General features: G+C 66.9%; 13 protein-coding genes. 5 read left to right on the forward strand and 8 right to left on the reverse strand.

Features of this window, described 5'->3' with window-relative positions; genetic code table 11:
• Entirely contained in the window at window positions 1–1326 is a 1326-nt protein-coding gene (locus ABEA50_RS07055) for a lipase family protein (RefSeq protein WP_345494226.1), read from the forward strand.
• 87 nt (window positions 1327–1413) lie between these two features.
• Here the strand turns inward: ABEA50_RS07055 and gnd are convergent, their stop codons facing one another.
• Entirely contained in the window at window positions 1414–2442 is a 1029-nt protein-coding gene (gnd, locus tag ABEA50_RS07060; RefSeq protein ID WP_345494699.1) for a phosphogluconate dehydrogenase (NAD(+)-dependent, decarboxylating), read from the reverse strand.
• A gap of 349 nt (window positions 2443–2791) precedes the next feature.
• Between gnd and ABEA50_RS07065 the strand changes: the two genes are divergently transcribed.
• On the forward strand, window positions 2792–5011 hold the full coding sequence (locus tag ABEA50_RS07065; RefSeq protein WP_345494227.1) for a VanW family protein: 2220 nt from the start codon (window positions 2792–2794) through the stop codon (window positions 5009–5011).
• 93 nt (window positions 5012–5104) lie between these two features.
• Here the strand turns inward: ABEA50_RS07065 and ABEA50_RS07070 are convergent, their stop codons facing one another.
• From ABEA50_RS07070 to ABEA50_RS07080, 3 genes are all read right to left on the reverse strand, one after another.
• Entirely contained in the window at window positions 5105–6190 is a 1086-nt protein-coding gene (locus ABEA50_RS07070) for a DUF4185 domain-containing protein (RefSeq protein ID WP_345494228.1), read from the reverse strand.
• Window positions 6191–6241: 51 nt separating this feature from the next.
• Window positions 6242–6652 carry a hypothetical protein gene (locus ABEA50_RS07075; protein ID WP_345494229.1) on the reverse strand — a complete coding sequence of 137 codons (411 nt, stop codon included), beginning with the start codon at window positions 6650–6652 and terminating at the stop codon, window positions 6242–6244.
• An 81-nt stretch (window positions 6653–6733) separates the two neighbouring features.
• The gene (locus ABEA50_RS07080; RefSeq protein WP_345494700.1) at window positions 6734–8569 is read right to left on the reverse strand and encodes an acyl-CoA dehydrogenase; all 1836 of its coding nucleotides are present in this window, start codon (window positions 8567–8569) and stop codon (window positions 6734–6736) included.
• 231 nt (window positions 8570–8800) lie between these two features.
• Here ABEA50_RS07080 and ABEA50_RS07085 point away from each other — a divergent pair, with 231 nt between their 5' ends.
• Complete coding sequence (locus ABEA50_RS07085) at window positions 8801–9418, forward strand: alpha/beta hydrolase family protein (protein WP_345494230.1); 618 nt, start codon at window positions 8801–8803, stop codon at window positions 9416–9418.
• A gap of 237 nt (window positions 9419–9655) precedes the next feature.
• Here the strand turns inward: ABEA50_RS07085 and ABEA50_RS07090 are convergent, their stop codons facing one another.
• From ABEA50_RS07090 to ABEA50_RS07105, 4 genes are all read right to left on the reverse strand, one after another.
• Window positions 9656–10330: a class I SAM-dependent methyltransferase gene (locus ABEA50_RS07090; protein ID WP_345494231.1), complete on the reverse strand. Its 675-nt coding sequence runs from the start codon at window positions 10328–10330 to the stop codon at window positions 9656–9658.
• Between the two features lie 472 nt (window positions 10331–10802).
• Window positions 10803–12026: an erythromycin esterase family protein gene (locus ABEA50_RS07095; protein ID WP_345494233.1), complete on the reverse strand. Its 1224-nt coding sequence runs from the start codon at window positions 12024–12026 to the stop codon at window positions 10803–10805.
• Between the two features lie 102 nt (window positions 12027–12128).
• Window positions 12129–13235, reverse strand: a complete 1107-nt coding sequence (locus ABEA50_RS07100; RefSeq protein WP_345494701.1) for a DUF4185 domain-containing protein — start codon at window positions 13233–13235, stop codon at window positions 12129–12131.
• A gap of 307 nt (window positions 13236–13542) precedes the next feature.
• Window positions 13543–14322: an alpha/beta fold hydrolase gene (locus tag ABEA50_RS07105; RefSeq protein WP_345494235.1), complete on the reverse strand. Its 780-nt coding sequence runs from the start codon at window positions 14320–14322 to the stop codon at window positions 13543–13545.
• 175 nt (window positions 14323–14497) lie between these two features.
• On the opposite strand from ABEA50_RS07105, the gene ABEA50_RS07110 reads away from it, so the two are divergent.
• On the forward strand, window positions 14498–14722 hold the full coding sequence (locus tag ABEA50_RS07110) for a hypothetical protein (protein WP_345494236.1): 225 nt from the start codon (window positions 14498–14500) through the stop codon (window positions 14720–14722).
• Window positions 14709–15005, forward strand: a complete 297-nt coding sequence (locus ABEA50_RS07115; RefSeq protein ID WP_345494237.1) for a hypothetical protein — start codon at window positions 14709–14711, stop codon at window positions 15003–15005. Before ABEA50_RS07110 ends, ABEA50_RS07115 begins: the two co-directional genes overlap by 14 nt.
• Window positions 15006–15237: the final 232 nt, after the last annotated feature.

The following is a 15237-nucleotide window of genomic DNA, read 5'->3' on the forward strand; positions in this document are numbered from 1 at the left end:
ATGCGGCGCGCGAGCCTCGTCGTCGCGGCGCTGGTTTTCCTCGTCGCTGTCGCCGGATCCGCTGCGGCGCAACCGGAACCGCCGCGCACCCCCGGCCTAGACGAAGTGTTCAACGGTTTCGCCGCGGGGCAACTGCGTGACGCACGGCCGGTTTCGCCGGATCGCCTCTTCGAGGCCCTGCAAGCCAACGACCCCTTCTATGTCGAGCCGCCGCGCTCCGGCGACGAACCGCCGGGCACCGTCCTGAAATCCAAGCGGGTCGACGTGATCTTCGGCGGCATCACCCCGCCGAACGTGGTGGCCTACAAGCTGATGTACGTCACCACCGGCATCGACGGGGTGACCCCGGTGATCAGCACCGGGATCCTGATGATTCCGAACGACGGTCAACCGTTCGCACAGAAGCGGTTGATCTCCTATCAGGAGGCCAACGACAGCGTCGGCTGGTCGTGTCACCCCAGTACCCAGTGGACCGGCGGCGACCCGCTCGACGGCGCGTCGTGGTCGGCGCTCGGCCCGCTGGCCTTGCTGTTCGGCAAGGGGCACGCGGTGATGATGTCGGATGTCGGCAACGACGCCGACCGCAGTCCGCACGGGGTGTTCGCGGGCAAGTTCGCCGGACACGCACAGCTCGACGGTGCACGCGCCGCATTGAATTTCCGCGAGGCGGGGCTGGACCCGCATGCGCAGACCGCGCTGTTCGGGATCGCGGGCGGCGGTGTCGGCGCGGCGTTCGCCGCGGAGATGCAACCCACTTACGCGCCGGAGCTCGACGTGAAATCGACGGTGCTGGAAGGCATGGTCGTCAAGCCGCGCAATTTCTTCCGAGTCGCCGACGGATCGGTGGGCTCCGGGTTCGCCTTCGCGACCTTGCTGGGTTTGGAACCGGCGTACCCCGACATGCGGTTGAACGAGAAGTTGAACCCGGTAGGACGCGGGATCGCCGACTATTTCCGCACCCAGTGTCAAACTCCCGCGTACTTCGGCATGCCGTTCGTTCCACTGCACAACCTGTTCAGCACCGGACTCGGTCCCGCCGACGAACCCGCATTCCAACACGCCTTCGACGACACCGAACTCGGCCGTTCCGGCACGCCGAGCTCAAAAGTGCTCATCGCCTCCTGTGCGCGTGACGACTCGCTGATGTCGCTGGTGCCCGCGCAGGATGCGCGAAACCTCGCCGACACCTACCAAGCAGGCGGCGCCGAGGTGACCTATCAACCCACCGATTGCAGCATGGTCCGCATGCTCACCGACCTGTACGGGTGGGGCACCGACCTGTTCGGTATGCAGACCATCTCGTGGTTGGACAGTCAGTTCACCTGAGCGAGCGCGTATTTCACGGAAAGCCCGGGTCGCACCGGAGGGCCGTGGCAGCCGAGCGTGCGCCACGGCCCTTCGGTGCCGAAGGGCTCAACCGCCGGACAACTCGTTGTGCCCACCGAACGCCTTGCGCATCGCCGAAAGCGCCTTGTCGGAGTATTCGGCCTCGCCGCGTGAGGAGAATCGAGCGAACAACGCCGCCGAGAGCACCGGCGCGGGCACACCCGTGTCGATCGCGGCGTCGATGGTCCATCGCCCCTCGCCGGAGTCCGACACCCGGCCGCTGAACGAGTCGAGGTTCGGGTCGGCGTGCAGTTCGCGCGCGGTGAGGTCCAACAACCATGAGGCGACCACCGATCCGCGCCGCCACACCTCGGTCACCTCGGGAATGTCGATGTCGTATCGGTAGTACTCGGGGTGTTCCAGCGGCGTCTCCTCCGCGGAGAACTCACCGGCGTGCGTACTGCCGAGGTTCGCTTTGTGCAGGATGTTCAGGCCCTCGGCGTAGGCGGCCATCGCGCCGTACTCGATGCCGTTGTGCACCATTTTGACGAAATGCCCCGCGCCAGCGGGACCACAATGTAGATAGCCCTGCTCGGACGCGGACGGCTCGCCGGTGCGTCCCGGCGTCCGCTCGGCGGCCTCGACACCGGGTGCGATCGACTTCAACAGTGGATCCAGATGCGCCACCTGTTCGGCTTCGCCGCCGATCATCAGGCAGAAGCCGCGCGCCAGCCCGAAGACACCGCCCGAGGTGCCGATGTCGAGGTAGTGAATGCCCTTGGGCCGCAGCTGTTCGGCGCGCTTGATGTCCTCGTGGTAGCGGCTGTTGCCGCCGTCGATGATGATGTCGCCCGGTTCGAGCAGTTCGGCGACCTCGTCGATGGCGGTACCGGTGGCACCGGCCGGGATCATCACCCACACCACGCGGGGCGTCTGCAAGGCGGCGACGAAATCGGCGAGCTCGGTGGTCGGGTGAAAGCGCTCACCCAGTTCTCGACTCAGTTCTTCGAGCGGTTCGCTGCGGCGTTCGAAGCCGACGGCGGTATGCCCGTCACCGACGACGCGGCGCACGATATTGGCGCCCATCCGGCCGAGGCCGATCATTCCCAGCTGCATTCCGTCCATCTCCCTCGTAGTTGTGCCAGCGCGTAGTGCGAGAGGTCGTGCCCGATTGTGCCGGGCCGGGCGATTGGGCAACGTTGCCGCGATCATTGTCGCCAGGCGTGTGTAACACATGACCCGTGACGCCGATATCCAAATCGGCTCCGTGTAGTTGCCAGACCCCCGACCCGGCAACTGCGCGGAGCCTTCGCATGATCTCCGGATGGTGTGTGATCTACCCGATACGTATCCCTCGACCCTGGGTGGCGCGGGTCGGACATGGTCGAATCGCGCCATTATCGTGGGGAGCGACCCGCGCGCCGCGGCGTCGTCCATTTTGCTAGGAGCGGGGAAGGAACGGTTCTTGACGAGCCACTCGAGCACCGGACCCGGTCGGCCGGAACCAGGCCGTCCCGGTCGACCCGACCCCGCAGGGGCGAACCGGCCACGTCGCGAGGAGGCCGCCACCGGCGGTGAAGTCGGGTTGCGCAGGTTCCTCGACGCCAGGAATCTCGACGCCACGAACCGATCCCCCTCGACCGAGTCGGCCGAGCCGTCGCCACCGGCATCGCGCGGGCCGCGCGATGCTCGTCGTGATGAGGCCGCGGCGGTCGGCGCCGGGTGGGATGAGCCCACGGGCGTAGTGCGATTCAACGCGGGACGGGGTGCCCCCGATGGCCAGCGTGGTCCCGGCGGGCGCGGTTTCGGTGGTGAGCGCGGTGTCCAGCGGCCGCGCCGGGCCGACGACGCACGAGGCCGGGAAAATAACGGCGACGCCGAATGGTCGGACAGCAACGCCGAATGGTCGGACACCGCGGCACAGACCGAACCACTACGGACCGAGCGGGGGCCGAGGCAACGCCCGCGACCGCCCCGCGACGGCGGCACCACACCACCGCCACCACCAAAACGCCTGAACCCCACCGTGGTTCGCCGCGTCGGCATCGCGCTCGGTGCGGTGATCGCCGTCGCCGGTCTCGCCTACGTGGTCGATGTGGTCGTCTCCTCGGGCGACACCCCGCGTGGAACACGGGTCGCGGGGATCGAGGTCGGCGGCCTGAGCACCGACGAGGCCGACAGCGTGCTCCGCGCCGAACTGGACCCACGCGTCGATCGCGAAATCGCGGTGCGCATCGGCGACTCGACCACCAAGCTCGTCCCCCGTCAGGCCGGGCTCTCGGTGGACTGGGCTGGCACCTGGGCACGCATCGGTGGGCAGCCGCTCAACCCGGTCACCCGGCTCACCTCGCTGTTCGGCACCAACGATGTCGAGGTTTCCAGCAATGTCGACGGCGCCGCGTTCGAGCAGGAATTGACCGTGCTCAGTGAGCACGACCGGCAGACGGTGGCGGGCACCATCACCTTCGAAGACGGTCGTCCGGTCCCTATCGCCCCGGTTCCCGGCCGGGTGCTCGATCTCGAATCCGCGCGAATCATGTTGATAGACAAGTGGGTCTACGGCGAACCGCTGGAGCTACCCGAGATTCCCGCGCCGGTGTCGGTGTCGGCGGAGGCGATCGACAAGGCGCTGCGCGAGATCGCCGAACCCGCGGTGAGCGCGCCGGTGACCTTCGAGGGCCGCGATGGTGCCGTGGCGACACTGCAACCCGATCAGATCGCCACCGTGCTCGGCTTCGCCCCCGACGGCAACGGCGGGCTGGCCGCACAGGTGAATCAGGAAGCCGTGACCGGGTTGCTCGCACCGCAATTGGCGGCCTCGGAGGTGGAGCCGAAGGACGCGTCGTTCACCGTCGGCGGCGGTAAACCACAGATCGCCGAGTCGGTGGTGGGGGAGAAGGTCGACTGGCCGAAGACACTGGAGCAGCTCAACGCCATGCTCGTTGGTCAGCAGCGCAGCGCGCCGGCGGTCTACGGTCGCGTGGAGCCGAAGCTCACCACCGAGGCCGCGAACAAGCTCGGCATCGTCGAGCCGATGGGGTCGTTCACCACCGGTGGCTTCTCCGGTCCGTCCGGGGTGAACATCCGTACCGTGGCGCAGAAGGTCAACGGCGCGGTCATCCAGCCGGGGGAGACGTTCTCGCTCAACGGTTTCACCGGTCCGCGCGGTGTCGAACAGGGTTATGTGGAGTCCGGCATCATCGATCACGGTCGTCCGAGCAACGCGGTCGGCGGCGGGATCAGCCAGTTCGCCACCACGCTCTACAACGCCAGCTATTTCGCTGGCCTGGAAGACGACACCCACACCGAACACAGCTATTACATCTCGCGCTACCCGGAGGCGAGGGAGGCCACCGTCTTCGACGGCGCGATCGACTTGAGTTTCAAGAACAACACCCCGAATGGCATCTACATCGAGGCCGTCGCCGACAGCTCCGAGGTGACGGTTCGGTTGTGGGGCACCAAGACCGTCGAGGTCGAATCGGTCACCGGTGAGCGCACCAAGAAGACCGAGCCGCAGGAGATCAAGCTGCCCAAGGGCAAGGACTGTGTCGCGAGCGAAGGCGCCGAGGGCTTCACCACCTCCGACACCCGCATCATCACCGATCGTGCGACCGGCCGTGAGGTCTACCGGCACACCAGGACCGTGAAATACGATCCGATCCCCAATGTGAAGTGCGAGTAGCGGACCCTCCGACCCGATCAGGTATCGGACGAATGAGAGCGGCCGGGGATTCTCCCGGCCGCTCTCATCGTTTTCGCGCAGTCGCGTGCGTGGCTACAGCGGCGTGCGCATGAGCATCACGTTGTACTGCGCGTGCTGGGTCACCATGAAGTACAGGTCGCTGCCGGTCTGGTACGGGTAGATCATCGGTGCGTACGCCGAAGGCAGGTCGCGGGTGTCGATCAGCACCCGCGGTTCACTCCACGGTCCTTGCGGGCTGTCCGCGGTACGCAGCACCACCGAGTTCGCGGGGTCGGTGGTGGTCATGACGTACTTGTGCAGGTAGTCGTTCCACATCACCGACAGTTCGCCGACACCGCCGACGATCGGCTTCGCCGCCTTGGGATCGTTGCTCTTCCATGCGCCGCCGTCCCAGTACTCGTAGGCGTCCATGTTGGTGAAGTCGGCTTCCTTCACCCGCGACACGAAACCGGGCTGTTCGCGTCCCGCGTTCGTGCCGTAGCGGTACACGTAACCGCCTTCCTTGAGATACGCGTTCTGCTGGAACTTCTCGAACCCGTTCTCGGGGGCACGCCGGGTGTCGGTGAGCTGGCCCCAGGTGTAGCCGTCGTCGCCGGAGACTGCGAGGCTGGCGTGGTTGGTGTTCCACTTGCCGTTCTCGCCCCATTCGCGCACCGACATCATGCTCATGTACTGCACGCCGTTGACCGAGATGCCCGCGGTGGGAATGTTGCTGATCTCGACGCCGGGAATCTTGGGGCTCGGCAACGGATTCGTGACCGGGTCCTTGAAGAAGATGCCCTGCGCGGGATCCTGTCCTGCGCTGTGGAACACCACATTGCTGCTCCACGCCCAGATGCTGCCGGCGAGCAGATTGGGGAAGCCCAGGCCCGCGCTGTCACCGAACGCGGTGAGCATGCGGCCGTTCCCGTCGTCCCACATGATGCCGAGGTCGGTGCCGAGCACGTTCGCGTCCTGCGTGCGGTTGGGGCTGTCCATTCCGGTCACCTGGAAGACGGCCTGCGTCGGGCCTGGAAGTCGCGGCAAGCCGTGGATACCGTTGATCGCCGGAATCGGCATCACGGCATTCGGATCGGCTGCGGCGGGTCCCGCCGCGGCCAGGGCGATGGCCGCGCCGAGCGCACTGGCTCTGGCTAGTGCGGACAGCGTTCGAGTCATCCGGACAAATCCCTTCTACTGGCGCGCGGTCTGCCCGGTCATTGTGCCTGTTCAGCTCCCATTTGTCCGCACCAGACCCTGTGCGTCGCCCCACGTTTCCTCGAGCAGGTCCGAGTCGGTGCGACGGCCGTGGTCGCTGCTGCGCCGCGCGCAGGCCCCCGCGCGCGGCTGCCCCGCTGTTGCCTCAGGTCGTACGGGCAGCCGCCGGGAGCTCAGCGCTCCCGGCGCGGTGTCTTCGAATTCGCTGTGCAACAGGATGTTCCATACCGGCACGCCAAAAGCGGTGTTCGGTGATCCGCCCGGCGCGGCAAGTGGTGCGTGCGCGCGGAAGGCGTCGGTGAGTGGGCGGGCGGATGTCGTCCGGTCGACGATGACGCGTTCGGCCATCGGCTCGAGATCGGCACGGCCGACACGAGTGTCACCGATCCCGGTGCGGTGGTCGAGGGCAGGCGCCTGCGGCACACAGAGTTTCGGCCGCCGTTGCCGACACGCGAAGGCGTGTGCGACAACAGCGGCCGATTCAGCTCACTGCGCGGTCTCGACTCAGAAGGCGGCTTCGTCGAGCTCCATGATGTCGTTGTCCAGGTTGGCGAGGATCTGACGGGTCGCGGTCAGTTCGGGAAGCACGTTGCGCGCGAAGAACTGCGCGACACCGACCTTGCCCTGATAAAACGCCTCGTCCGCGCCGGTCGCGCCATTGTCCAACGCCGCGACGGCGACCTCGGCCCCGCGCAGCAGCTGCCAGCCGATGAGCAGGTCGCCGACCGAGAGCAGGAAGCGCACCGAGCCGAGGCCCACCTTGTACAGCTCCGACGGGGTCTCCTGGGCGCCCATCAGGTGGCCGGTGAGCGTGGCGGCCATGGCCTGCACGTCCTCCAGCGCGGTGGCCAGCAGCTTGCGCTCGCCCTTGAGCCGGCCATTGCCCGCCTCGGAGTCGATCAGCTTCTGCACCTGGCCCGCGATGTGGCCGAGTGCCACGCCGCGGTCACGGGCGATCTTGCGGAAGAAGAAATCCTGCGCCTGGATCGCGGTGGTGCCTTCGTAGAGGCTGTCGATCTTCGCGTCACGGATGTACTGCTCGATCGGGTAGTCCTGCAGGAAGCCGGAGCCACCGAAGGTCTGCAACGATTCGGTCAGGTACTGGTAGGCGCGTTCGGAACCCACACCCTTGACGATCGGCAGCAGCAGGTCGTTGACGCGGGCCGCGAGATCGGCGTCGGCGCCGGAAACCTGCTCGGCGAGATCGGCGTTCTGGTGGGCCGCGGTGTAGAGATACACCGCGCGCAGGCCCTCGGCGTACGCCTTCTGGGTAGCCAGGCTGCGTCGCACATCCGGGTGGTGGGTGATGGAGACGCGCGGCGCGGCCTTGTCGGTCATCTGGGTGAGGTCGGCGCCCTGGACACGCTCCTTGGCGTAGTCGCGGGCGTTCAGGTAACCGGTCGACAGGGTGCCGATCGCCTTGGTACCCACCATCATTCGCGCGTGCTCGATGACCTCGAACATCTGCGCGATGCCGTTGTGCACCTCGCCGACGAGCCAGCCCTTGGCGGGAATGCCGTGTCCGCCGAAGGTGAGCTCACAGGTGGTGGAGGCCTTCAGACCCATCTTGTGCTCGACGTTCGTCACGAAGGCGCCGTTGCGCTCGCCGGGCGCACCGGTCTCGTGGTCGAACAGGATCTTCGGCACGAGGAACAGCGAAAGGCCCTTGGTGCCAGGCTTCGCGCCCTCGGGGCGCGCCAGCACCAGGTGCATGATGTTCGGGAACATGTCGCCGGAGTCGGCGGAGGTGATGAAGCGCTTCACACCTTCGATGTGCCAGGAGCCGTCGTCCTGCGCGATGGCCTTGGTGCGGCCGGCGCCGACGTCGGAACCCGCGTCGGGCTCGGTCAGCACCATGGTGGCGCCCCAGCCCTGGTCGGCGATGAACGTCGCCCACTTCTTCTGCTCCTCGGTGGCGAGGTTGTAGAAGATATTGGCGAAGTTGGCGCCCGCCGCGTACATGAAGGCGGCCGGCTGTGCGCCGAGGATGAGTTCGGCTATCGACCAGTACACCGCGCGCGGAACGGGAACGCCGCCCAACTCTTCGGTGACGCCGAGCCGGTCCCAGCCGCCGTCCTGAATCGTGCGGTAGCTCTTCTTGAACGCCTCGGGCATGGTGACCGAGTGCGTTTCGGGGTCGAAGACCGGGGGGTTGCGGTCGGTTTCGGCGTAGGACTCACCGAGTGGCCCTTCGGCCAGGCGCCGCACCTCGTTCAGCATTTCCTTGACGGTGTCGGTGTCCAGGTCACCGTAGGCACCGCTGTCGAGCAGGGCGCCGATGCCGAGTACCTCGAAGAGGTTGAACTCCAGGTCGCGGACATTGCTCTTGTAGTGACCCATGTCAGTACTCACTCTCCGTCGAGTTGGTGCGGTCGGTGATTCGCCGTTCCCGCCCGTCGCCCCGTCGGCGTCCGGCTAGCCCTTTCCAGCCTTCTACCCACGGGTAACTTACGGGCCATATTACCGACGGGTAATGGGCGGGCAAAGCGGTATCCGGGCAATGTGACGCGACGAACAGCCTGGCGAGCGGCGGTCGACCGATACCGACCCTCGGCGGCTACCGTTGACCACGTGCGCATCGACACGAGTGCGGGGACGGCCGAGGTCGAATTGGACCACCCCGCCGAGCCCGCTTTCCTGCTACTTCTCACCCACGGTTCCGGCGGCGGGGTAGACGCGAAAGATCTTCTCGCGGTTCGTGATTCCGCGATAGCGCTGGGTGGCGCGGTGGCGAGGGTCATCCAGCCGTACCGCGCGGCCGGTCGCCGCGCTCCCGGGTCGCCGGTGAAGCAGGACACCGCGTGGTTGGAGATCGTCGCCGCACTGCGTGCGCGCGTGGGTGCGGTGCCGCTGATCCAGGGCGGACGAAGCAACGGTGCCCGCGTCGCCTGCCGCACCGCGGTCGCGGCGTCGGCGGCCGGTGTCCTCGCCCTGTCGTTTCCGCTGCATCCGCCCGGCAAACCGGAGAAGTCGCGGCGCGCGGAACTGCTCGCCACCGAAGGAATCGAAGTGGTCGTGATCAACGGCGGCAGCGACCCGTTCGGCATCCCCGATCCGGCCGATGCCGCCCAGGTACAGGTCATCGCGGGACAGCCGCACTCGTTCCGCACCGGATTCGACGTCATCGCCGACACGGTCACACCGTGGCTGCGCACCTGGAGTGGGCGCGGAACGCGATCGGCGGGCTGAGTTCCAGCGGCCGCGAACCTTCCTGGCCGAGCCGGTATCTCGATGCCCAGCGCGGCAGGGCAGTTTGTGCGGCGGTTGTTGTCGGCGGTGCCGGTCGCCGCTTCGTCACCGTCGCCGCCCCGTTCGGTCCCCGTCCTGCGGGTATGGGGCTGTCCTGTCGCCCGCGTGGATGGCGTCGGTCGCCCTGGGGTAGGGTCGCACAGCGCGCGAGCTGTGTCGCTACCGGTGCTCATGGGTTCAGGCCGCGTGTGCGGGGGCTCGGGACGCGACGACCAGCGCGTCGATGGCGTCGCGATCCTCGGTAGGACGAAACACGCGGTCGGCGACCTCGATCCGAATACGCTGCTCGGCAATCACGGGGCCGAGGTCGGCGCGAATGTCATCGGGGGTGAACAGAATCGCCGGGTCTTGCGGGCCGCCGACGCCATCGATGCGGTTGGTGGTGTCGTGGCCGAGTACGAGCAACACCCCCTCGGGTGCGAGCGCGTCCGCCGCGCGGCGCACCAGTGCACGCCGTTCGTCGGCGGGCAGGTGCAAGAAGACCATCAGGATCAATTCATAGGGCCCCGCGATGTCGAGTTCGTTCACATCGGCGCACTGCCAGTCGATCCTGCCGCGCACCGAACGCGAGAGCCGGGAGGCGGCGGTGCGGCCCTTGTCGATCCCCACCTGTGAGTAGTCGACCGCCTGTACCTGCCAGCCGTGCGTGGCCAGCCACATCGTGTTGCGTCCCTCGCCGCAAGCCAGGTCGAGCGCGCGGTGCGATTCGGGCGCGGGTTCCTCCGGTGTGCTCGGACGCAGCGGTATCCGCCGATCCAGGCCGAAAATGTGCTCGACCACCGTGTTGTTCGGCGGTGCGCCCCACACCAACTCGCTGCGCGCGTAGCGCTCATCCCAATCGCCCGCTTCCATACCTTCGAGTGTATGGAGCATGCGCGCGGTCGGACAGCGGAAATGCGTCGATGAGCGGCGGCTCGTGTGCGCCGGGCGCGTGCCGGTAGCGGCGGTGTGAGCTTGTCATCAGCACGGACGCCGTGACTGGCGAGGGCTGGGTGGGTCGGCGGTCGATCTGTCGGTGACGCAGCAGATCCGGTGGTGGGATCGCCGACGGATTCGCAGGTGCCGGACGCGTCCACGAACCCGTCGGCGATCCACGTTCGTCTCGGACTGCCGCGCGAGGCCGTATCTATCGTTCGCGGCATGTGACTCGAGCAGAGCCGCGTCGTTGGCGGGTACGACTTGGCGGATGTGTCGTGCTGCCTCGTGCCGAACCAGCGTCGTGGGGATTGCACGACGTTCGCGGGCCGGGGCGATCCCACGTTGTTCTCGCCGTTTCGAGCTCGCGGTCGCTTCGCTGCGTGGGCGACGGTGACCCAGCGGCGCGTCATCCCGGTGCGAAAGCAGCCAACCAGCGCGGCGGTGAGGTCTCCCGAATATGCACCAGCACGTCGAACGCGTCCGCGAGCGAGTCCACCGTCATGTTCGCCTCGGCGTCGGCTTCGGGGTCGTACAGGCCGTTGATGGTGCGTGCTTTCGCCGAGCCACGCAGCCAACCGGACACGGCTTCGGTTGCCGCGCTGGATAAATCGACGTAGTAGGCGGGAAGCTCGACCGTGCCGAGCGTGGCGTCGAGCAGGTCGGGTGCGGGTGGCGGTGCGATGGCGCTGCCGAGATCGCCGTGGTGGAAGCCGATCGCCACCGATACGTACGCCGCACCGAATTCTGCCCGCAGGTACTCGCCCGCGCCACGAAACAGTGTCTGCTTCGTCGCGCCGACCCTGGCCGCGCTCGCGGCGGTGTGTCCGATGCCGTCCCAGTAGGCGATCTTGGCGCCGGTCTCGCGGTGCTGCCCGATGACGATGTCCGCGGCAGACCGTTCGTCCGCGGCGAAGCTGCCTCGGCCCGCGACGCTGTCGCGATGGAACGCGAGTACCCGCGCCGCAGCGGCGCGAACTGAGTCCTCGTGCGGTGCAAGTTGTTCGACCAGTGCCAGCGCGTCACTCGCGTGCTCGACGAACGGGCGACCTGGATGAATTCCCTGGTGGCGTTGCACGTGCTCGTCGATCTGGTGCGCGGTGCGGATGGGGAGCAGATGTGCCTCCAGTTCCGCCAGTCGATGCGGCGCGAAGTGTCGGACGTGATCGAGCACGAGGTCGTAGTCGGCGGGGCTCGCCGGTGTGGGGTTGACGCCGAAGATGGCGACCTGATCGTGTGGGTGGAGCTGGTTGAAGCCGCGAATCCAGTCCAGCGCGCCGACCATCTCGGCCGTGCGCCACGGCCGCCACGCGTCGGCGAGCAGCTGAGCCGGGTTGCCCTCGCCGGTGCGAACATAGTGGTCGAGCTGTGTGCCGGAGCGCACCGTGTCTTGGATCGCGAGGGCGCGGAATCCGTGTTCTTCGACGAGGGCGCGCAGAATGCGGTGGCGCACACCGAAAGTCTGCCGGGAAGCCCTGGTCGATTCGCCGAGTCCGACGACCGTCGCCCCGCCGAGCCGGTCGGTCAGCGTGGCGAGTTCCGTTCCGGTTCCATCGAATTCGGTGCTGTCGATGACCCGTGCGTTGTCACGCAGCCAACCGACGACGGTGGTGGGTTGTTCGGTGCTGGTCATGGTTCCCTCCGAAAAGACGACGATCCAACGCCACCGAGCCTCCTACATCAACCATTGTTGAGGTCAAGAGTGGCGTTGGATCGTCGTCTTCGCGTGGGCTCGCTAGAGCGTCGTGTGCATGAGCACCACGTTGTATTGACTGTGCACGGTGGTGAGGAAGTACAGGTCACGCCCGGTTTGGTAGGGGAAGATCGACGGCGCGTACGCCGTGGGCAACTCCCGCGTATCGATCAGCACCTCGGGCGCGCTCCACGGCCCCTCGGGTGCGGAGGCGCGCCGCAGGACCACGGAATTGAACGGATCGGTGGTCAACGAGATGTACTGCCCGAGATACTCGTTGTACTGCACCGACAGTTCCCCGACACCCGACATGATCGGCGCCGCGGCGTTCGGGTCGCCGGGTCGCCACCCGCCGCCGTCCCAGTACTCGTACGCACCGAGATTCGCGATATCGCCTTCGCGCACCCGAGCGACGAACCCGTCGTGGTTGCGGCCGGACCGGGTACCGTATTCGTAGACGTAGCCGCCGTCCTTCAGGAAGGCGTTCATCTGGAAGTTGGCGTTGCCCGCGTCGTTGGGTCGCTCAGTGTGTGGCAGTTCGGCCCAGGTCTCGCCATTGTCGCCGGAGACGGCGAGACCGGAGTAGTTCGTACTCCACTGGCCGACGTCGTCCCAACTCTTTACCGACATCAGGCTCATGTATTGCGCGCCGTTGGCCGCGATGCCCGCAGTCGGGATACGGCTGATCTCGAGAAACGGAATCTTCGGGCTGGGAATGAGATCGCGTGCCTGGCCGAAGATATCGCGAACGGCGCCGTCGAAGAAGATGCCGTTGGCCGGATCGGTGGTGTGGCTGCGCAACAGGATATTGCTGCGCCAGGCCCACGTGCTACCGGCGAGGAGATTCGGGAAACCGAATCCCGCGGAGTCGCCGAACGCGGTGAGCATCTCGCCGGCCCCGTTGTCCCACATGATGCCGAGGTCGGTGCCGAGGACGTTGTAGTTCTGTGTGCTGTTCGGGCTGGCCATGCCGGTGACCTGGAAAATGGCCTGGGTTCGGCCCGGTAGGTTGGGCAGCCCCGTGGTGCCGTTGAGCACCGGAATCGGGTTGATGGCGTTGGGGTTCGCGGTGGCCGGGGTAGTAGCCGTAAGGAGCAGGGCCGAGGCACCCGCCAGCGCGGAAAGCAGAATTGATGTGGTTCTTATCAAAATCCGTGAGCCCTCCGGTTTCGCGCCGAGAGCGATGCCGACACCATTCCCGAGACGGGAAAAGAGAATCTCGCGGTGTACTCGCACCACAATTCGACTGGCTGGCAAATCGTGAAAATGCTAGCAGCGAAAACACGGAAATCGCGGTGCGCGTGGACGGTGCTCGAACGCCCGCCCATTTCCCGGTTTACCGCGTGTCGCGGACGCCAGTACCCGCGACTATGTGGTCGGTGTCGCGATGGCTGTTCCTGGCACCGCGATGTAAACGAAACCGAAGCTGCCGGAACACTTTCCGGCGAGAACCGGGCTAACCGGTGATGTGGTCGAGCACCGCTGCCGCGCATGCCGACGGGTCATCGTAGAACGGGGTATGGCCGCTGCCGCGCAAGGTGAGATGACGGGCGCCCGGCAATGCGGCTTGCGCCCTGCGGTGTTGGGTGCGGTAGGTGAGCAGGATGTCGCGGTTGCCCCACGCGACGGTGACGGGAATGTCGGCGAGCGCGCCGGGTTCTCGCAGTTCGGCGTCGCGGAACGAGGCGAGCGCCGCGCCGAATCCCGGCGCGGCGGCGGCGACGCGTGCGGTGTCCGCCGCGATCTGCTTGCCGACGGCCCACGGTTTACCGAAGACCAGCCCGAGGAAAACGGTGCGCCCGACGGCGGTGCCGAGAATCGTCGGCAGTGTGCGATCGAGTAGCCCGGCGAGCACGACCGACTTGCCGAGCGACTGCTGACACCAGACGCGACCGGCGGTGTGCCAGAAGCCGATCGGGGAGAACGCGGTGACCGAGCGGGCGAGTCCGCGTGCGCCGAGCTGGAGCGCGATCAGCCCGCCCATCGAATTGCCGACCAGGTGAGGACGCGTAATGCCTTCGGCCGCGAGGAATTCGGCGAGCGCGTCGGTAAGTGCGTCGACGGTGGTACCGGCGAGCGGCTCGGACTCGCCGAACCCAGGTAGATCGACGGCGATCACCTCGAAGGTGGTGGCGAGGGTGTCGATGATCGGCTCCCACACCTGCCAGCGGCTGCCGATTCCGTGCACGAGCACGATCGGTTCGCCGGAACCGACGCGTCGGTGGTGCAACCTCATGGCCGCAGACAGTAACAGCAGTCGGCAGCCCTCAGTTGGTTTCGGGTGCGGGAAAATCCGGCGACCGCACCGCAATCGCCGAGGTCGGTGCCGGGAAACGGCGCGGCGCCCTACCCTGGAGGGGAGCCGGTACTTTCCGGTGCGCCCCGGCCTTATCGCGGGTACGATAAAAGGTATGGCAACGCGTAAGGTCACTCTCTCCCTGGACGAGACCGCGTGGTCGTACGCCGAACAGGCGGCGGCTCGCACCGGGATGTCGCCGTCGGCGTGGATCTCGAAGGCCGCTCGTCGGGAGGCGGTACGCACCGGATGCGGTCCGATACCGGATGTCACGGCAGAAGCTGCCGCCGATGCGGCCGAACTCGCCGCGGCCGAAAAGGCGATGCGTGCGCAGGGGTGAACTCTGGATCTACAACCCGCATGGAACACCGCGTCGTCGCACTGTCGTGCTCATCAGTAGCGATGGCATCAACGAGTCCCCTCGTCCCTGGTTGATCGCCGCCGAGGTGGTCGAGGATGATCCGCAGGACATCCTCGCCGTGCAGGTACAAAACTACGGCTGGGTGCACGGCGGCAACATCGGCCGGATCTACCGCGGGTGGTTGGCCGAGCGGATCGACCAGATGGACGACCAGACCCTGGAACACCTCGACACCGCGTTGCGCGCGGCGATGGATCTGTGACAGTCGGTGTCGCGAACCGGCCGGTGTCATCGAATGGTCTCCCCGACGGGGTAGTGCACGGGGTCGACCTCCGAACGCCCGCGCCAGCAGCGGTTTCCTCCGCTGGGAGCGATGGACTCGCGCCCTTGTGCGGCAATCGATCTCGCGTGCCACGGGCGACCGGCCTGCGTGCGCGGCCATGCGGCATTATTGTGTCGATGCCCTCGGCGTTTTGGGACGCGGTGCCAACCGG

Origin of the sequence: Nocardia callitridis (assembly GCF_039543305.1) — a bacterium.
GTDB classification, from domain to species: Bacteria; Actinomycetota; Actinomycetes; order Mycobacteriales; family Mycobacteriaceae; genus Nocardia; species Nocardia callitridis.

Coding starts and splice junctions, on each gene's coding strand:
- ABEA50_RS07080 (WP_345494700.1), bottom strand. CDS start 8,569: ATGGGTCACTACAAGAGCAATGTCCGCGACCTGGAGTTCAACCTCTTC.
- gnd (WP_345494699.1), bottom strand. CDS start 2,442: ATGCAGCTGGGAATGATCGGCCTCGGCCGGATGGGCGCCAATATCGTG.
- ABEA50_RS07090 (WP_345494231.1), bottom strand. CDS start 10,330: ATGGAAGCGGGCGATTGGGATGAGCGCTACGCGCGCAGCGAGTTGGTG.
- ABEA50_RS07105 (WP_345494235.1), bottom strand. CDS start 14,322: ATGAGGTTGCACCACCGACGCGTCGGTTCCGGCGAACCGATCGTGCTC.
- ABEA50_RS07095 (WP_345494233.1), bottom strand. CDS start 12,026: ATGACCAGCACCGAACAACCCACCACCGTCGTCGGTTGGCTGCGTGAC.
- ABEA50_RS07070 (WP_345494228.1), bottom strand. CDS start 6,190: ATGACTCGAACGCTGTCCGCACTAGCCAGAGCCAGTGCGCTCGGCGCG.
- ABEA50_RS07055 (WP_345494226.1), top strand. CDS start 1: ATGCGGCGCGCGAGCCTCGTCGTCGCGGCGCTGGTTTTCCTCGTCGCT.
- ABEA50_RS07110 (WP_345494236.1), top strand. CDS start 14,498: ATGGCAACGCGTAAGGTCACTCTCTCCCTGGACGAGACCGCGTGGTCG.